The following is a 15,523-nucleotide window of genomic DNA, read 5'->3' as shown; positions in this document are numbered from 1 at the left end:
TTTCGGTGTTAAAATTACGTTTATGTGAAAGATTCGGGGGTTGTAAATTTATGAGTAAACGAGACTATTATGAGGTCCTTGGACTTAGCAAGGGCGCTTCAACAGATGAAATAAAAAAAGCGTATCGTCGTTTGGCTAAAAAATACCATCCAGACGTAAGCAAAGAAGAAAATGCAATTGAAAAGTTTAAAGAAGTACAAGAAGCATACGAAGTGTTAAGTGATGATCAAAAGCGTGCGCAGTACGATCAATTTGGTCATGCTGGTGCAAATCAAGGATTCGGTGGATTTGGCGGCGGAGGAGACTTCGGCGGTGGCTTCGGTTTTGAAGATATATTTAGTTCTTTCTTTGGCGGTGGCGGCGGCAGACGTCGTGATCCAAATGCTCCGCGCCAAGGTGCTGACTTACAATATCAAGTCACTTTAGATTTTGAAGAAGCTATTTTTGGTAAGGAATTAAATGTGGAAATTCCAGTAGAAGATCCATGTGATACTTGTAAAGGTAGTGGAGCAAAACCAGGAACTTCAAAAGAAACATGTAAACATTGTTCAGGCTCTGGTCAAGTGAGTGTAGAGCAAAACACACCGTTTGGTCGTATCGTAAACCGTCAAGCTTGTGGTCATTGTTCAGGAACTGGACAAATTATTAAAGAAAAATGTACGACATGTCACGGTTCAGGTAAAGTTCGTAAACGTAAAAAAATCAATGTTAAAATTCCAGCGGGTATCGATAATGGTCAACAAATTCGTGTGTCTGGAAAAGGTGAAGCCGGCGTAAATGGCGGACCAGCAGGAGACTTATATGTTGTCGTTCATGTAAGAAATCATGAATTCTTCGAGCGTGAAGGAGATCACATTATTTGCGAAATGCCATTAACATTTGCGCAAATGGCGCTTGGTGATGAAGTGGAAGTTCCTACTGTTCATGGTAAAGTGAAGCTGAAAATTCCAGCAGGAACACAAACTGGAACAGAATTCCGCTTAAAAGGAAAAGGTGCTCCGAACGTACGTGGATACGGCCAAGGAGATCAATATGTAGTCGTTCGTGTTGTTGTACCGACGAAATTGACTTCACAGCAAAAAGATTTATTACGTGAATTTGCAGGACAAGAAGAGCAGGATGATAGTTTATTCGGAAAGCTTAAACGTGCTTTCAAAGGGGAATAATGGAAATAAAAAATGGAGTTGGTAAATTGTGAAATGGTCAGAAATTAGTATTCATACAACAGAAGAAGCAGTAGAAGCTGTCTCTCATATTTTACATGAAGCTGGTGCTAGCGGAGTTGCGATTGAGGATCCAGCGGAGTTAACGAAAGAGCGCGAGCAACAATATGGTGAAATTTATGCATTGAATCCAGATGAATATCCGGCGGAAGGTGTATTAATAAAAGCATATTTCCCGCAAACGGATTCTTTACATGAAACGATTGCAGGTGTAAAATCATCTATTGATGTGCTTCCATCTTACGACATTGAAATTGGTACTGGAAATATTACCGTTAACGAAGTCAATGAAGAAGATTGGGCTACTGCTTGGAAAAAATATTACCATCCAGTACAAATTTCTGATACATTCACAATCGTACCGACGTGGGAAGAATATACACCATCTTCTCCTGATGAAAAAATCATTGAATTAGACCCAGGTATGGCGTTTGGTACAGGAACTCATCCAACAACAACGATGTGTATTCGTGCTTTAGAAAAAACAGTACAGCCAGGTGACGCTATCATTGATGTAGGAACAGGTTCTGGTGTGCTTAGTATTGCAGCGGCAAAATTAGGTGCGTCTTCTGTTCAAGCATATGATTTAGATCCGGTTGCAGTTGAAAGTGCAGAAATGAATGTGCGTTTAAATAAAACAGATGATATCGTGTCTGTTGGGCAAAATAGTCTTTTAGAAGGTATTGAAGGTCCTGTTGATTTAATCGTAGCTAACTTATTAGCAGAAATTATTCTTTTATTCCCTGAAGATGCAGCGAGAGTTGTGAAGTCAGGTGGATTATTTATTACATCGGGCATTATTGCTGCGAAGGAAAAAGTAATTTCTGAGGCGTTAGAACAAGCTGGATTTACAATTGAAGAAGTGTTACGAATGGAAGATTGGGTAGCAATTATTGCACGAAATGCGTAATATAGATTTTAGTCTATAATGAAAAGGGGAGTCTCTCACTATAAGGTGAGGGACTTGCCGTTTGTTATATGAAAAATGATAATGTTTCGTTCTTTTCGTAAGTGTTGACTTACGAAAGGAACGAAACTCTACTAAGGTGATTATATGCAACGTTATTTTGTAGAAGAAAAACATGTAAGTGAAGCAAAAATTCGCATTGTAGGTGATGATGTACATCACATTGCGAGAGTAATGCGTATGACAGCTGGCGATCAAATTTATTGCTGTGTAAACGGAAAAACAGCAGTATGTTCAATTGATGAAATTACCAGTGAATTTATTAATACGGCTATTGTAGAATGGGTAGAGGCGTCAAGTGAACTTCCTGTTTTCGTGACGATTGCAAGTGGACTGCCAAAAGGAGACAAGCTAGAGTTGATTTTTCAAAAAGGAACTGAGCTTGGGGCAGCTGCATTCTTACCATTTCAAGCATCTCGCTCTATCGTAAAATGGGATGCGAAAAAAGCTGATAAAAAAGTTGAGCGTTTAAGAAAAATTGTGAAAGAAGCTGCGGAACAATCACATAGAAGTGAAATTCCGGAAGTACATGCTCCGGCATCATTTAAGCAACTGCTTACAATGAGTGGTGAGTATGATGTTTGTCTTGTTGCTTACGAAGAGGAAGCAAAACAAGGCGAGAAATCTAATTTTGCGAAAGCTTTAACGACAATGAAACCAGGTCAAAAGCTATTGATTGTATTTGGCCCAGAAGGCGGTTTAGCTGAGGAAGAGATTACAGCGCTTCGTGAACATAAATTTGTACCATGTAGTTTAGGACCAAGAATTTTAAGAACAGAAACGGCGCCGTTATACGCGTTAAGTGCTGCTTCGTATCATTTTGAATTGATGGGGTGATGATCAATGTCAACTGTTGCGTTCCATACGTTAGGTTGTAAAGTAAACCACTATGAAACAGAAGCCATTTGGCAATTGTTTAAACAAGGTGGTTATGAAAGAACAGAATATGAAAAGAAAGCTGATGTTTATGTTATTAACACATGTACAGTAACGAATACTGGGGACAAAAAAAGCCGTCAAGTAATCAGACGTGCTGTGCGTCAAAATCCAGATGCAGTTATTTGCGTAACGGGATGTTATGCACAAACATCTCCAGCTGAAATTATGGCGATTCCAGGTGTAGATATTGTAGTTGGTACACAGGATCGTGAAAAGATGTTAGGTTACATCGAAGAATTCCGTAAAGAGCGTCAACCAATTAATGCTGTCCGCAATATTATGAAAACACGTGTGTACGAAGAACTTGATGTACCTTATTTCACGGATCGTACACGTGCGTCTTTAAAAATACAAGAGGGTTGCAATAACTTCTGTACATTCTGTATCATTCCTTGGGCGCGTGGTTTAATGCGTTCTCGTGATGGAAAAGAGGTTATTAAACAAGCACAACAATTAGTGGATGCAGGCTATAAAGAAATCGTATTAACGGGTATTCATACAGGTGGATACGGCGAAGATATAAAAGATTATAACTTAGCTGGATTACTTCGTGATATGGAAGCGGAAGTAGGCGGATTAAAACGTCTTCGTATTTCTTCTATTGAAGCGAGTCAAATTTCAGATGAAGTAATTGAAGTGTTAGATAAATCTGAAGTAGTTGTACGTCACTTGCATATTCCGTTGCAATCTGGTTCTAATACTGTATTAAAACGTATGCGTCGTAAATATACGATGGAATTCTTCCAAGAGCGTTTAGATCGTTTGAAAGAAGCGTTACCAGGCCTTGCGATTACATCTGACGTAATCGTTGGTTTCCCAGGTGAAACAGAAGAAGAATTCATGGAAACATACAATTTCATTAAAGAGAACCGCTTCTCTGAGTTACACGTGTTCCCTTATTCAAAACGTACAGGAACACCTGCAGCACGCATGGAAGATCAAGTTCCTGAAGATGTGAAGAACGATCGTGTTCATCGTTTAATTGAGCTATCTAATCAATTAGCGAAAGAATATGCATCAGCGTTTGAAGGTGAAGTGCTTGAAATCATTCCAGAAGAGCAATTTAAAGACGGCGACCGTGAAGGGTTATATGTAGGGTATACAGATAACTACTTGAAAATTGTATTTGAAGGATCAGAAGAATTAATTGGTAAGCTAGTGAAAGTGAAAATTACGAAAGCTGGCTATCCATATAACGAAGCGCAATTTGTTCGTGTTCTTGAAGATGATGTGAAAAAAGAATCAGCAAGCGCATAAAAAAGAGCGTGCAACCGGAAATGGTTTGCATGCTTTCTTTATTTGAAGCGGTTAAGTACTAGAAGGTGGGGAGGCGTTTCGTGCATCCCTTTATGAAAAAAGTTGAAATGATAAAAATATAGTTGTCTTCATGAAAGAAGGATACTAGATATTTGTATAACTTTTGAAAAGGAAATGCTTCTATTCTTCTTTTATTCTGCCAAATAGTTGACCTGAAGTGATAAAATGTATTATAATCGTAAAAGACATGCTGAAGAAGTGTTTCTTTTTGCATGCTGAAGTTAGTATGTAAGTGTGATGTTTCGGAGGGAGGGAAAGAGAATGTCAAAAACAGTCGTTCGTAAAAACGAGTCTTTGGAGGATGCACTTCGCCGTTTTAAAAGATCGGTTTCTAAAACTGGTACACTTGCTGAAGCAAGAAAGCGCGAGTTTTATGAAAAACCAAGTGTAAAACGTAAGAAGAAATCTGAAGCGGCAAGAAAGCGTAAATTCTAAGAGAGGGTGTAAGTTATGAGTCTTCTCGGTCGTTTAAACGATGATATGAAACAAGCGATGAAGAATAAACAAAAAGAAAAATTAACCGTTATTCGTATGGTTAAGGCTGCTTTACAAAATGAAGGTATTAAACTGCAACATACTCTTACTGAAGAAGAGGAAGTAACAGTTTTAGCTCGTGAAGTAAAACAGTATAAGGACTCCCTCCTTGAATTTAAAAAAGCTGGTCGTGAAGACCTTGTTAATAAACTGCAAAGTGAAATTCAGATTTTAAGCGCATATTTGCCAGAGCAATTAACTGAAGAAGAACTAGTTGATGTAATCAAACAAGTTATTTCTGAAGTTGGTGCGACTTCTAAAGCAGATATGGGTAAGGTGATGACTGCTGTTATGCCGAAAGTAAAAGGTAAAACAGACGGATCACTTGTGAATAAGTTGGTTATCCAGCTATTAGCATAAAAAATCGTCTCATTTCGTATGAGACGTTTTTTTATTGTTCTTATTAAGGGAAAAACGCTATATTGCTTAAAAAGCGTTTCTGTAAGTGATAGAAACGCCTCTGGTATGTAAAAAAGGGTAACGGCCTTAGTTATGATTAATCCCACCATAAAAAAAGCTTTTTCGTTTTCTTAATTTCTTCGACTAACTCCTCAATGCTTTCTGTTCCTTGTTCCACTATATCTGGACAAAATTCATACATTTCTTGCGCGAAAGATTGCATTTCGGCGTCTGTAGGTAACACGCTAAAAATGGTATCAACCCAGTCATAATCTGCACTGATTATGATAAAAGGATAGCGATCATTCCATTTTCTTAGTTTAAAAATAACATCTTTATTGCTAACTTCGTAATTAACGCCATTTGTTGGTTGGATTGCAAGGATATCAAATTGGCCATTTCCTTGTATACTTCCAATGCTACACTTACTCTTACTTCCTTGACTAAAATTTCTTTCACAAATAAAAGCTAAGTATGGGGGGCTGAAGCTCAGATTGAAGTTTTATAACTTGCTGTTCAGCATAATCTTCAAAGGTAACGACAGAGACTCCAGCTATTTTAGATTTTGAATCAGTTGCATAGAAGGGCTAGATGCTACTGTCAGTGACTTGTTTTATAACGTTCAAAATTTCTTGACTAAATCCAATTTCCTTTCGTATTTCCTTGCTTATTAATTCATTTTTTTGTTTTTTAGTGAATCCTAATATTTTTTGAAATTCATATAACAACTACCTATAAAGTATTCTTACTTACAACGTAAAATTTAGAGTGGAGCAATTTCTTTTTCGAATTTTATTTCATTTGTCTAATGAATGACAACTACTTATTCTATGGTCAGTATGTCACGCCCAGAACAAATTGTAACAGGGTTTTTCAAGTTTCTAACTTCTCACTAGGCTCAATTTCTTCATGCAACTTGTACTGATATCCCCTAGGGGCGCATATTCTTGTATTAATACTTCTATTATTAAGGATCACATCCTCTGATCCATCATTGTCCCGATAAATATGATTTCATATAGCGACTGTTTTATTAACATGATATGAACTCTTACAGAATATAGTTATGTTAGTGAAGTCGTTATAACACGATAGGCACTTGTGAAGAAATACATATATGGGATGAGAGGGGGGTCTTTCGAGATGAAGAAATTAGAACAAATGAAAAATTGGTTAACAAAACAAGTAGACCTACCAGTGGATGTATTAATGGATCTACCTCGGATTACTCTTGTTGGGCAAATACATATTTATATAGAAAATCATCGGGGACTATTAGTGTTTTCAGATAAAGAAGTGCGATTGCTTTTAAAACACGGTCAATTACTAATTAAAGGACAATCCTTTGTTATTAAAACGATTCTTCCAGAAGAGCTTTTGCTCGAAGGGATAATTGAGCAAGTAACATTTTTAGAAAATGAAAAAAAAGGTGATTGAAGTGAAACTTCCATTAGTGAAGTTTTTCTTCTTTATCCTGTAAAAGTTTCGTTGATAGAGATCGATTACAGTTTTACTTTGTTTCATTTTAGTACGAGCTATTTTAATGCTTCAAATCTACTTTTAGAAAGGTAGTGAAGGTGGTAAATGAAAAATAAATGGTTTATAAAGTGGCTTGGATATGTAAAAGTGCGAATTGAAGGTAGAGGAGCGGAACGGTTTGTTAATGAATGTGTACGGAGGAATTTATTAGTTTGGGATGTTAAGAAGATAGCTGATGAAACGTTAGTTTTTTGTATGTTGTTACGCGATGTGAAAAAAATAAAACCAATTTATAGAAAAAATGAATGTAAATTATATTTTATTGGACGTTATGGTTTTCCTTTTTGGAATAAGCGTTTAATTAAAAACAGTGGATTTTTAATTGGGTTTTTAATTTTCTTTTTTGGCGTGATTGCAATGTCCAATATGGTTTGGAAAATTGAAATTACAGGAGCAAAACCTGAAACAGAATATATATTGATGAAAGAATTGGATAAAATGGGTATTAAAAAAGGAAAACTACAGTTTCAAATGCCGAATGTAGAAGATGTACAACGCCATTTGACAGATAATATTAATGCCATTACTTGGGCGGGATTAGAAGTAAGAGGAACGACGTATCATTTTAAAATTGTTGAAAAAAACGAACCGAAAAAAGAAAAGGAACAAATGCCGCAAAATTTAGTAGCAAAAAAAGAAGCGATTATTACAAAAACGTTTGTAGAAGTTGGAAAGCCGGTTGTACTGAAAAATGATCATGTGGAAAAAGGGCAGATTCTCGTATCGGGAATATATGGTAATGAGGAAAGTCCAACGATTGTTTCAGCGAAAGGTATTGTGTATGGTGAAACGTGGTATACATCTAAGGTGGATGTCCCGTTAAAGACGCAATTCCAAGTGTATACTGGTAATGTATACAATGAACATTTTCTTAAATTTGGGGGTACGAAAATAAAAATATGGGGATTTCAACATGATAAGTATAAACGCTCTCGTACTGAAAGCGTGAAGCATGATGTGAAATTATTTGGTTTTACACTGCCGATTGCATATGAAAAAGATGTTGTGAGAGAAGAGGAAGAAGCGAACCGAGAATATACAGAAAAGCAAGCGCTGAAAGTAGCGAAAGAGATGGCCGAAAAAGAACTAAAGAAAAAATTGGATGAACATGCTATGATTGTAAGTGATAAGATTTTGAGTAAAGAGGTTGAGGCGGATCAACTAAAAGTCACATTGCATTATACTGTGATTGAAAATATTGCAGAGCCACAACCAATATCCGAATCCGATATTCAAGGAGACTGAGTAATGGCAGAACAATTAGTAGAAATGAACCAACAATTGGAAAATACTAACGAAGCAATCGCTCTTTTTGGAGTCAATGATGCGCATTTAAAAGTAATTGAACGAGAACTGAATGTATCGATCGTAACTAGAGGAGAAACTGTTCATGTATCTGGGGCAGTTGAAACGGTGACACTCGTAGAAAAAATCTTACAGCAATTACTTGTTGTAATTCGTAAAAGTATATCAATTTCAGAGAGAGATGTTGCGTATGCAATTCAGCTCGCACAACAAGGGAAAGTTGCTCAATTTGAAGAGTTATATGAAGAAGAAATTTTCAAGACTGCAAAAGGTAAATCCATTCGTGTAAAAACAATGGGGCAAAGACGATATATTCATGCAATGAAGAAGAATGATATTGTCTTTGGGATAGGGCCTGCAGGAACTGGAAAAACATACTTAGCCGTAGTAATGGCTGTGAGAGCTTTAAAACAAGGATATGTAAAGAAAATCATTCTAACAAGACCTGCTGTAGAAGCTGGAGAAAATTTAGGTTTTTTACCAGGGGATTTGAAAGAGAAGGTAGATCCATACTTACGCCCATTATATGATGCCTTACATGATATTCTTGGACAAGAATATACGCAGCGTATGATGGAACGAGGAGTAATTGAAATCGCGCCGCTTGCTTATATGAGGGGGCGTACGCTTGATGATTCATTTGTTATTTTAGATGAGGCTCAAAATACAACGGGTGCTCAAATAAAAATGTTTTTAACAAGATTAGGTTTTAGTTCTAAAATGGTTATTACAGGGGACCCTTCACAAGTAGACTTGCCAAAAGGGGTAAAATCAGGGCTATCTATAGCTGCTAATATTTTATCTGGTGTATCAGGTCTGTCATTTATTACATTAGAACAAACAGACGTTGTCAGACATCCATTGGTGCAACGTATTATTGAGGCATATGATAAAATGGAATGATCCTATTTGTCAGGATCATTTCTTTTTGTATGATAAGGTTGGCGAACGGCATATTTTTTACTATCATGAAAGATAAGGAAAATAAACTATAGGTACTGGTGTATAAAATGTTACCTCAAAGTATCGTTGGGTAGAAGAAATGAAAGCTATAAATAGTTTCACTTTATTTCTGGAGAGGAGAAGGTATTGAAATCATGTCAAGATCTCAAGAAATTTCTAAGTGGTTTCGTAATTTACAACATTCGAAAAAACTAAGTTGGATTTCTTACGTTGTATTAGGAGCAGTGCTGTTTTTTGCGCTTATGAATAATGTAAAACCAGAGCAATTAGATGTTAACATGTATTCTATTGCGAAAAAGACAATCCATTCTCCTATAAAAATTGAAGATAAAGTTACAACGGATAAAAAGAAAAAAGAAGCCTCTACAAAAGTTGAAGATCAATATACATATAAAAGTGAGTATAAACAAAATAAAGTTGATATTGTGAATGACGTCTTTGCTAAAGTGGATGAAGTGGTGCAAGAGATTAAAGCTGTTGGACCGGATGATCAAAAAAAGATGACTGATGCTGAGAAAGTGGACAAGTTAAAAAAGAAACTACCCGCTGACTTAACGAAAGAATTATCTGATTCAAACTTACTAAATTTGATTAATGCAGATTCGAGCCAATTAGTATTAGCGAAAGATGCTGCGGTCACAGCGATTAATAGTATCATGACTGAGCACATTAAAATGGACGAATTGAAAGATGCGAAAGAACGATATGTAAGTGAGATGAATAGTGTTAATGTTGATAATGGTTTAAAAGAGTCAATTAAGGCGCTAGGAAGATATGCAATTTCAGCGAATTATTTTTATGACCCGATCTTAACGAAAGAGAAGAGAAAAGCAGAGGAAGATTTAGTTCCACCTGTTTATATTCTTCAAGGACAAGTTCTCGTTAGAGAAGGTGAAACAATTTCAAGTGATGTGTATAATCAGTTGAAATTAGTTGGCTTGTTAGAAAAAGGGAACGGTTTTCAACCTTATGTTGGATTAGCGGTACTCATTGGTGTGTTACTATACTTTATGCATAAACAATTTGAATTATTTTTAAAGAGAAAAAGAGAAGATAGACCGTATGTTTTAGCGTATATCACAATTTTGTCTATCACAATCGTTTTAATGAAAATCATTAGTTTGTTTCAAAAACTTGAATATGCAGGGATTGCATATGTTGTCCCGGTTGCGATGGGAACAATACTTGTGAAATTAATGATTGGTGATCGATTTGTCTTTTTAACGAGTATGATTTTTTCTGTATGCGGAAGTATTATGTTTAATGAAGGAGTAACGAGTACATTAAATTATAGTGTAGGGATTTACGTATTGTTAAGTTCATTATCGGTTAGTATTTTCTTGAGAGAAAAAAATCGTCGTACAATGATTTTACAAGCTGGTATACTCGTTTCTGTATTAAATGTAGTCGTATTGGCGGCGCTCTTATTATTACGTAATGGGAATTTTTCGCCTCTTGAAATTGGTACGCAATTATTAATGGCTTCACTTTCAGGGATTATATCATCCGTTTTGGCTATGGGGATTTTACCATATTTAGAAAGTGGACTTGGAATCGTATCAAGTATGAAGCTTATGGAACTATCAAGTCCAAATCATCCGCTTTTACGCAGAATTTTGTTAGAAGCGCCAGGGACATATCATCATAGTGTAATGGTAGCGAATCTTTCTGAAGCTGCTTGCGAAGCAGTCGGGGCAAATGGTGTATTAGCGCGTGTAGGGGCATATTATCATGATGTAGGAAAAACAGTACAACCACAATTCTTTATTGAAAACCAAATGGGGATTGAAAACCCGCATGATAAATTAGATCCTGTAACGAGTAAAGATATTATAATTGCTCACGTAACGGATGGAGTAAGAATGCTCGAAGAATATCATATTCCACAAGAAATTATTGATATCGCTGGGCAACATCACGGTACAACGTTACTGAAATATTTTTATTATAAAGCGATTAAAGAAGATAAAGAAAAATATACAGAAGAGATGTTCCGTTATCCGGGTTCAAAAGCAACTTCGAAGGAAGCGGCAATTGTTGGTATTGCTGATAGTGTAGAAGCTGCGGTACGTTCTATGAATCACCCAACGCCAGAACAAATTAATAATTTAGTGCAAAGCATTATTAAAGATCGATTGCAAGACGGTCAATTTAGTGAATGTGATTTGACGTTTAAGGAACTACAAATCGTTGGGAAAACGTTATGTGAAACGTTAAATGGTATTTTCCATTCGCGTATTACATATCCGGAAATTCCGGAAGAAAAGGAGAAAGAATGAGTTTGTTAATTGATTTTATTGATGAAACAGAAGAAGTAAAAGAAGCGTATATGAGTTTAATTCGTGAAGTGTTAGAAAAGGCAGCTCAAATGGAAAATATCGAGGATGGCGCGGAGGTATCGGTGACATTTGTAGATAATGAGCGCATTAGAGAAATTAATCGTGATTACCGAGATAAAGATCAACCTACAGATGTAATATCCTTTGCCATGGAAGAGATGGGAGAAGGGGAAATGGAGATTGTTGGTGCAGAGATGCCGCGCATGTTAGGTGATCTTATTATCTCTATTCCAAGGGCGAAAGAGCAGGCTGAAGAGTACGGCCATTCTTTCGATCGTGAACTTGGATTTTTGGCGTTACATGGCTTTTTACATTTGCTTGGTTTTGATCACATGACAGAAGAAGAAGAAAAAGAAATGTTCGGAAGACAAAAAGAAATTTTAGAAGCTTTTGGATTAGGACGATGAAAAAAGGAAAACTTATAGATAGTTTTGGATATGCTATAGCTGGTATGTTCTTTTGTCTTCGTCATGAACGAAATATGAAAATTCATTATTTAGCCGCAGTCATTGTTATATGCTGCGGCTTTTATTTCCATATTACGAAAATAGAGTGGATGATATTACTTATTGTAATAGGGAGTGTAATGAGTTTAGAAATGGTAAATACGGCTGTAGAAAAAACAGTAGATTTAGCGACTGCTGATATTCATCCGTTTGCAAAAATTGCAAAGGATGTTGCAGCAGGAGCGGTTTTATTGTTTGCAATTATAGCTGTTATAATTGGTGCTATTATCTTTTTACCGTATATGGTATAGTTGCATTCCGAAGCTTTTATTAAGCTTTGGAAGTGCCGTAAGGGCCTTTAATGAGAGAGTGTATCTCTTCATAGCTGTGAACAGGAAGGATACGGGAATATGAATAGTAAACAATTAATTTTAGAAGCAATCGAAGCGCGTAAACAAGCGTACGTACCATATTCTAAATTTCAAGTAGGTGCAGCATTATTAACGAGCGATGGAAAAGTATATCGTGGATGTAATGTTGAGAATGCATCATATGGCTTATGTAATTGTGCTGAAAGAACAGCTTTATTTAAGGCGGTTTCTGAAGGAGATAAAGAATTTGTAGCCATTGCGGTTGTAGCAGATACAAAGCGTCCAGTACCTCCTTGTGGAGCATGTCGACAAGTTATGGTAGAATTATGTAAACAGGATACGAAAGTATACTTATCAAATTTACATGGTGACGTTCAAGAGACGACAGTCGGAGAATTGTTACCAGGAGCATTTTTAGCGGAGGATTTACATGAATAGAAAAGGTTATAAATCAGGTTTTGTCTCTATTATTGGCAGACCGAATGTTGGAAAATCTACATTTTTAAACCGTATTATCGGCCAGAAAATTGCTATTATGAGTGATAAGCCACAAACGACTCGTAATAAAATTCAAGGTGTATATACAGAAAATGATTCACAAGTTATTTTCATTGATACACCAGGAATACATAAACCTAAACATAAATTAGGCGACTTCATGGTAAAGATGGCTCAAACGACATTGAAAGAAGTTGATATTGTTCTGTTTATGGTCAATGCAGTTGAAGGATTTGGTCGTGGTGAGGAATTCATCATTGAGAAATTAAAAGAAACGAAACAACCAGTATTTTTAGTAATTAATAAAATTGACCAACTTCATCCAGAACAATTACTAGAGTTAATTGATCAATATCGTAAACTACATGAGTTTGCAGAGATTGTACCAATTTCTGCGTTAGACGGTAATAATGTGGATGCTTTAATTGGAACAATTAAAAAGTATTTACCAGAAGGACCACAATACTATCCAGATAATCAAGTAACGGATCATCCGGAGAGATTTATTATTGCGGAGCTTATTCGTGAGAAAGTACTACATTTAACACGTGAAGAAGTGCCGCATTCTGTGGCTGTTGTTATCGATGCGATTCAAAAGCGTGAGGGCGGCGCAGTTTATATAAATGCAACGATTGTTGTTGAACGTGCATCGCAAAAAGGAATCATCATCGGAAAACAAGGGAAAATGTTAAAAGAAGTTGGTAAGCGAGCTCGTTTTGATATTGAAGCGCTACTTGGTTCTAAAGTATTTTTAGAAGTATGGGTAAAAGTGCAAAAAGATTGGCGTAACAAGCTGTCACAGCTTCGAGACCTTGGTTTCCGTGAAGACGAGTATTAAAATATAGTAAAGCTGTAATCAGTGGATGGTTTGTTCATCCGCTGATTATTGGTTTTTATGAACTTTGATAAATTAGGAAAAATTTTTCTCACATGAAAATGGACAAAATGGGTCAATTTAATAACAACAAAGGAAATTGGTTTATAGGCTACGCTTATTGAGAAAGGTGGATTCTTATGCTAGATTTTACCTGGAAGTTTTTCTCCAAAACAGGAAGCATTGAAACGTACTTGCTTTTGAAAGAAATGGAAAAAGACGTAAACGATGAGATGGATCAACATGAAGAGGAGCTAGCACATCTAGACTCTCCAATTTCTTGACCCGTTTTGTTCAAACCTTGGATGGTGACGAACATGTTTCAAAAAGTTGAGGGCATCGTTATCCGTACGACAGATTACGGAGAAACGAACAAGATTGTTACAATATTCTCAAGAGAACTTGGTAAGATAAGTGCAATGGCAAGAGGGGCAAAAAAACCGAAAAGCCGGTTAGCATCTGTGTCGCAATTAATGACACATGGCCATTTTCTTATTCAAATGGGATCAGGGCTTGGAACATTGCAACAAGGCGAGATTATTTCAACTATGAAAGAAATTCGCGAGGATATATTTTTAACTGCTTATGCATCATTTATTGTTGAGTTAACTGATAAAGCAACAGAAGATAAAAAACATAATCCGTATTTATTTGAAATGTTATATCAAACGTTGCATTATATGTGTGAGGGTGTTGATTCAGAAGTATTATCATTAATTTATCAAACGAAAATGCTTCCGGTATTAGGGATGCGCCCGTACTTTGATACATGTGCGATTTGTCATCAAGAAACAGACTTTGTCGCCTTCTCCGTCAGGGAAGGCGGTTTTCTGTGCTCACGTCATGCAGAGCAAGACCCATATCGTATACCGGTAGGAGAAGCTGTTCATAAATTATTACGTCTTTTCTTCCATTTCGATTTACATAGGCTCGGAAATGTATCGGTAAAGGATAGCACAAAAAAACAAATGCGTTTAGTATTGAATACATATTATGATGAATATTGCGGAATTTATTTGAAATCAAGACGTTTCTTAGAACAACTTGATAAGTTTCAAATATAATTTTGGGCCGTATACGGTCCTTTTTACATACTTTCTTTTTCGAATAGCATATTTAGTATATAATATTTAAGAGATAGTATAACTTTTTTCGTTGTGCATTAAAGGTGGTGATTATCATAGAGCTGAATAAACGGCAAGAACATATCATTCAGATTGTAAAAGATCACGGTCCTATTACAGGGGAATCAATTGCAGCGCAATTGGGTCTAACACGTGCGACGCTAAGACCAGACTTAGCAATTTTAACGATGGCTGGTTATTTAGAAGCACGTCCACGTGTAGGTTATTTTTATACGGGTAAAACTGGGGGACAGCTATTATCTGAAGCTGTTAAGAAAATTAAAGTACAAGATTATCAATCTAGACCGGTTGTAATTGATAAAAATGTTTCCGTATACGATGCAATTTGTACGATGTTTTTAGAGGACGTTGGTACATTGTTCGTTGTAGATCAGATGACTCTATTAGTTGGGGTTGTGTCTCGTAAAGATTTATTAAGAGCGAGCTTAGGAAAGCAGGATTTAACCTCTCTTCCGGTTAATATTATCATGACAAGGATGCCAAACATTGCGATGTGTCGTAGAGAGGATTCTTTATATGATATTGCGATGGAATTAATAGAAAGACAGATTGATGCAATGCCAGTTGTAAAAGATACGAAACAAGGTTTAGAAGTGATTGGGCGAATTACAAAAACAAATATTACACGTGCGTTTGTAAATTTAGTAAATAACGAATAAGTGTA

17 protein-coding genes and 1 pseudogene are annotated in these 15,523 nt (G+C 36.2%); 17 read left to right on the top strand and 1 reads right to left on the bottom strand.

Going from position 1 to position 15,523, the window contains the following annotated elements:
- Positions 1–50 precede the first annotated feature (50 nt).
- The 6 genes from dnaJ (at position 51) to ACYFX0_RS06115 (ending at position 5,340) form a co-directional block, all read left to right on the top strand.
- Positions 51–1,166 (top strand): chaperone protein DnaJ, encoded by a 1,116-nt coding sequence (gene dnaJ, locus ACYFX0_RS06140; RefSeq protein WP_000043947.1) that lies wholly within the window; start codon positions 51–53, stop codon positions 1,164–1,166.
- Between the two features lie 28 nt (positions 1,167–1,194).
- Complete coding sequence (gene prmA, locus ACYFX0_RS06135; protein ID WP_000872098.1) at positions 1,195–2,133, top strand: 50S ribosomal protein L11 methyltransferase; 939 nt, start codon at positions 1,195–1,197, stop codon at positions 2,131–2,133.
- 144 nt (positions 2,134–2,277) lie between these two features.
- Positions 2,278–3,027 (top strand): 16S rRNA (uracil(1498)-N(3))-methyltransferase, encoded by a 750-nt coding sequence (locus ACYFX0_RS06130; RefSeq protein WP_001190142.1) that lies wholly within the window; start codon positions 2,278–2,280, stop codon positions 3,025–3,027.
- Between the two features lie 6 nt (positions 3,028–3,033).
- On the top strand, positions 3,034–4,386 hold the full coding sequence (gene mtaB, locus ACYFX0_RS06125; protein ID WP_000108679.1) for a tRNA (N(6)-L-threonylcarbamoyladenosine(37)-C(2))-methylthiotransferase MtaB: 1,353 nt from the start codon (positions 3,034–3,036) through the stop codon (positions 4,384–4,386).
- Between the two features lie 321 nt (positions 4,387–4,707).
- The gene (rpsU, locus tag ACYFX0_RS06120) at positions 4,708–4,881 is read left to right on the top strand and encodes a 30S ribosomal protein S21 (RefSeq protein WP_000048061.1); all 174 of its coding nucleotides are present in this window, start codon (positions 4,708–4,710) and stop codon (positions 4,879–4,881) included.
- Positions 4,882–4,896: 15 nt separating this feature from the next.
- Positions 4,897–5,340, top strand: a complete 444-nt coding sequence (locus ACYFX0_RS06115) for a GatB/YqeY domain-containing protein (RefSeq protein ID WP_000054582.1) — start codon at positions 4,897–4,899, stop codon at positions 5,338–5,340.
- A 136-nt stretch (positions 5,341–5,476) separates the two neighbouring features.
- Here ACYFX0_RS06115 and ACYFX0_RS06110 read toward each other — a convergent pair.
- Positions 5,477–6,107: pseudogene (locus tag ACYFX0_RS06110) on the bottom strand (DUF4253 domain-containing protein).
- 415 nt (positions 6,108–6,522) lie between these two features.
- On the opposite strand from ACYFX0_RS06110, the gene yqfC reads away from it, so the two are divergent.
- The 11 genes from yqfC (at position 6,523) to ACYFX0_RS06055 (ending at position 15,518) form a co-directional block, all read left to right on the top strand.
- Positions 6,523–6,816, top strand: coding sequence for a sporulation protein YqfC (yqfC, locus tag ACYFX0_RS06105; RefSeq protein WP_000732269.1), 294 nt, complete (start codon positions 6,523–6,525; stop codon positions 6,814–6,816).
- Between the two features lie 147 nt (positions 6,817–6,963).
- Positions 6,964–8,163, top strand: coding sequence for a sporulation protein YqfD (yqfD, locus tag ACYFX0_RS06100; RefSeq protein ID WP_000792496.1), 1,200 nt, complete (start codon positions 6,964–6,966; stop codon positions 8,161–8,163).
- A 3-nt stretch (positions 8,164–8,166) separates the two neighbouring features.
- On the top strand, positions 8,167–9,126 hold the full coding sequence (locus tag ACYFX0_RS06095; protein ID WP_000840522.1) for a PhoH family protein: 960 nt from the start codon (positions 8,167–8,169) through the stop codon (positions 9,124–9,126).
- A gap of 194 nt (positions 9,127–9,320) precedes the next feature.
- On the top strand, positions 9,321–11,465 hold the full coding sequence (locus tag ACYFX0_RS06090) for an HD family phosphohydrolase (protein WP_460270044.1): 2,145 nt from the start codon (positions 9,321–9,323) through the stop codon (positions 11,463–11,465).
- Entirely contained in the window at positions 11,462–11,932 is a 471-nt protein-coding gene (ybeY, locus tag ACYFX0_RS06085; protein ID WP_106082350.1) for an rRNA maturation RNase YbeY, read from the top strand. Before ACYFX0_RS06090 ends, ybeY begins: the two co-directional genes overlap by 4 nt.
- Entirely contained in the window at positions 11,929–12,282 is a 354-nt protein-coding gene (locus ACYFX0_RS06080; protein WP_000715475.1) for a diacylglycerol kinase family protein, read from the top strand. The genes ybeY and ACYFX0_RS06080 overlap by 4 nt, the downstream gene beginning before the upstream one ends.
- Before the next feature lie 99 nt (positions 12,283–12,381).
- On the top strand, positions 12,382–12,780 hold the full coding sequence (locus ACYFX0_RS06075) for a cytidine deaminase (protein WP_001086287.1): 399 nt from the start codon (positions 12,382–12,384) through the stop codon (positions 12,778–12,780).
- A complete protein-coding gene (gene era, locus ACYFX0_RS06070) occupies positions 12,773–13,678 on the top strand; it encodes a GTPase Era (protein ID WP_001080236.1) in 906 nt (301 codons plus the stop codon). Before ACYFX0_RS06075 ends, era begins: the two co-directional genes overlap by 8 nt.
- A 176-nt stretch (positions 13,679–13,854) precedes the next feature.
- Entirely contained in the window at positions 13,855–13,998 is a 144-nt protein-coding gene (locus tag ACYFX0_RS06065) for a YqzL family protein (protein WP_000883924.1), read from the top strand.
- A gap of 33 nt (positions 13,999–14,031) precedes the next feature.
- Positions 14,032–14,778, top strand: coding sequence for a DNA repair protein RecO (gene recO / locus ACYFX0_RS06060; protein WP_000487007.1), 747 nt, complete (start codon positions 14,032–14,034; stop codon positions 14,776–14,778).
- 107 nt (positions 14,779–14,885) lie between these two features.
- The gene (locus ACYFX0_RS06055; RefSeq protein ID WP_000583756.1) at positions 14,886–15,518 is read left to right on the top strand and encodes a helix-turn-helix transcriptional regulator; all 633 of its coding nucleotides are present in this window, start codon (positions 14,886–14,888) and stop codon (positions 15,516–15,518) included.
- The last annotated feature ends 5 nt before the right edge of the window (positions 15,519–15,523 follow it).

It is taken from the genome of Bacillus sp. NEAU-Y102 (assembly GCF_054788175.1).
This window is presented reverse-complemented; position numbering and strand designations above follow the sequence as displayed.

Bases quoted from the DNA above. Each gene is read 5' to 3' on its own strand.
- dnaJ (WP_000043947.1), top strand. From the start codon at position 51: ATGAGTAAACGAGACTATTATGAGGTCCTTGGACTTAGCAAGGGCGCT.
- ACYFX0_RS06130 (WP_001190142.1), top strand. From the start codon at position 2,278: ATGCAACGTTATTTTGTAGAAGAAAAACATGTAAGTGAAGCAAAAATT.
- mtaB (WP_000108679.1), top strand. From the start codon at position 3,034: ATGTCAACTGTTGCGTTCCATACGTTAGGTTGTAAAGTAAACCACTAT.
- rpsU (WP_000048061.1), top strand. From the start codon at position 4,708: ATGTCAAAAACAGTCGTTCGTAAAAACGAGTCTTTGGAGGATGCACTT.
- ACYFX0_RS06115 (WP_000054582.1), top strand. From the start codon at position 4,897: ATGAGTCTTCTCGGTCGTTTAAACGATGATATGAAACAAGCGATGAAG.
- yqfC (WP_000732269.1), top strand. From the start codon at position 6,523: ATGAAGAAATTAGAACAAATGAAAAATTGGTTAACAAAACAAGTAGAC.
- yqfD (WP_000792496.1), top strand. From the start codon at position 6,964: ATGAAAAATAAATGGTTTATAAAGTGGCTTGGATATGTAAAAGTGCGA.
- ACYFX0_RS06095 (WP_000840522.1), top strand. From the start codon at position 8,167: ATGGCAGAACAATTAGTAGAAATGAACCAACAATTGGAAAATACTAAC.
- ACYFX0_RS06090 (WP_460270044.1), top strand. From the start codon at position 9,321: ATGTCAAGATCTCAAGAAATTTCTAAGTGGTTTCGTAATTTACAACAT.
- ybeY (WP_106082350.1), top strand. From the start codon at position 11,462: ATGAGTTTGTTAATTGATTTTATTGATGAAACAGAAGAAGTAAAAGAA.
- ACYFX0_RS06080 (WP_000715475.1), top strand. From the start codon at position 11,929: ATGAAAAAAGGAAAACTTATAGATAGTTTTGGATATGCTATAGCTGGT.
- ACYFX0_RS06075 (WP_001086287.1), top strand. From the start codon at position 12,382: ATGAATAGTAAACAATTAATTTTAGAAGCAATCGAAGCGCGTAAACAA.
- era (WP_001080236.1), top strand. From the start codon at position 12,773: ATGAATAGAAAAGGTTATAAATCAGGTTTTGTCTCTATTATTGGCAGA.
- ACYFX0_RS06065 (WP_000883924.1), top strand. From the start codon at position 13,855: ATGCTAGATTTTACCTGGAAGTTTTTCTCCAAAACAGGAAGCATTGAA.
- recO (WP_000487007.1), top strand. From the start codon at position 14,032: ATGTTTCAAAAAGTTGAGGGCATCGTTATCCGTACGACAGATTACGGA.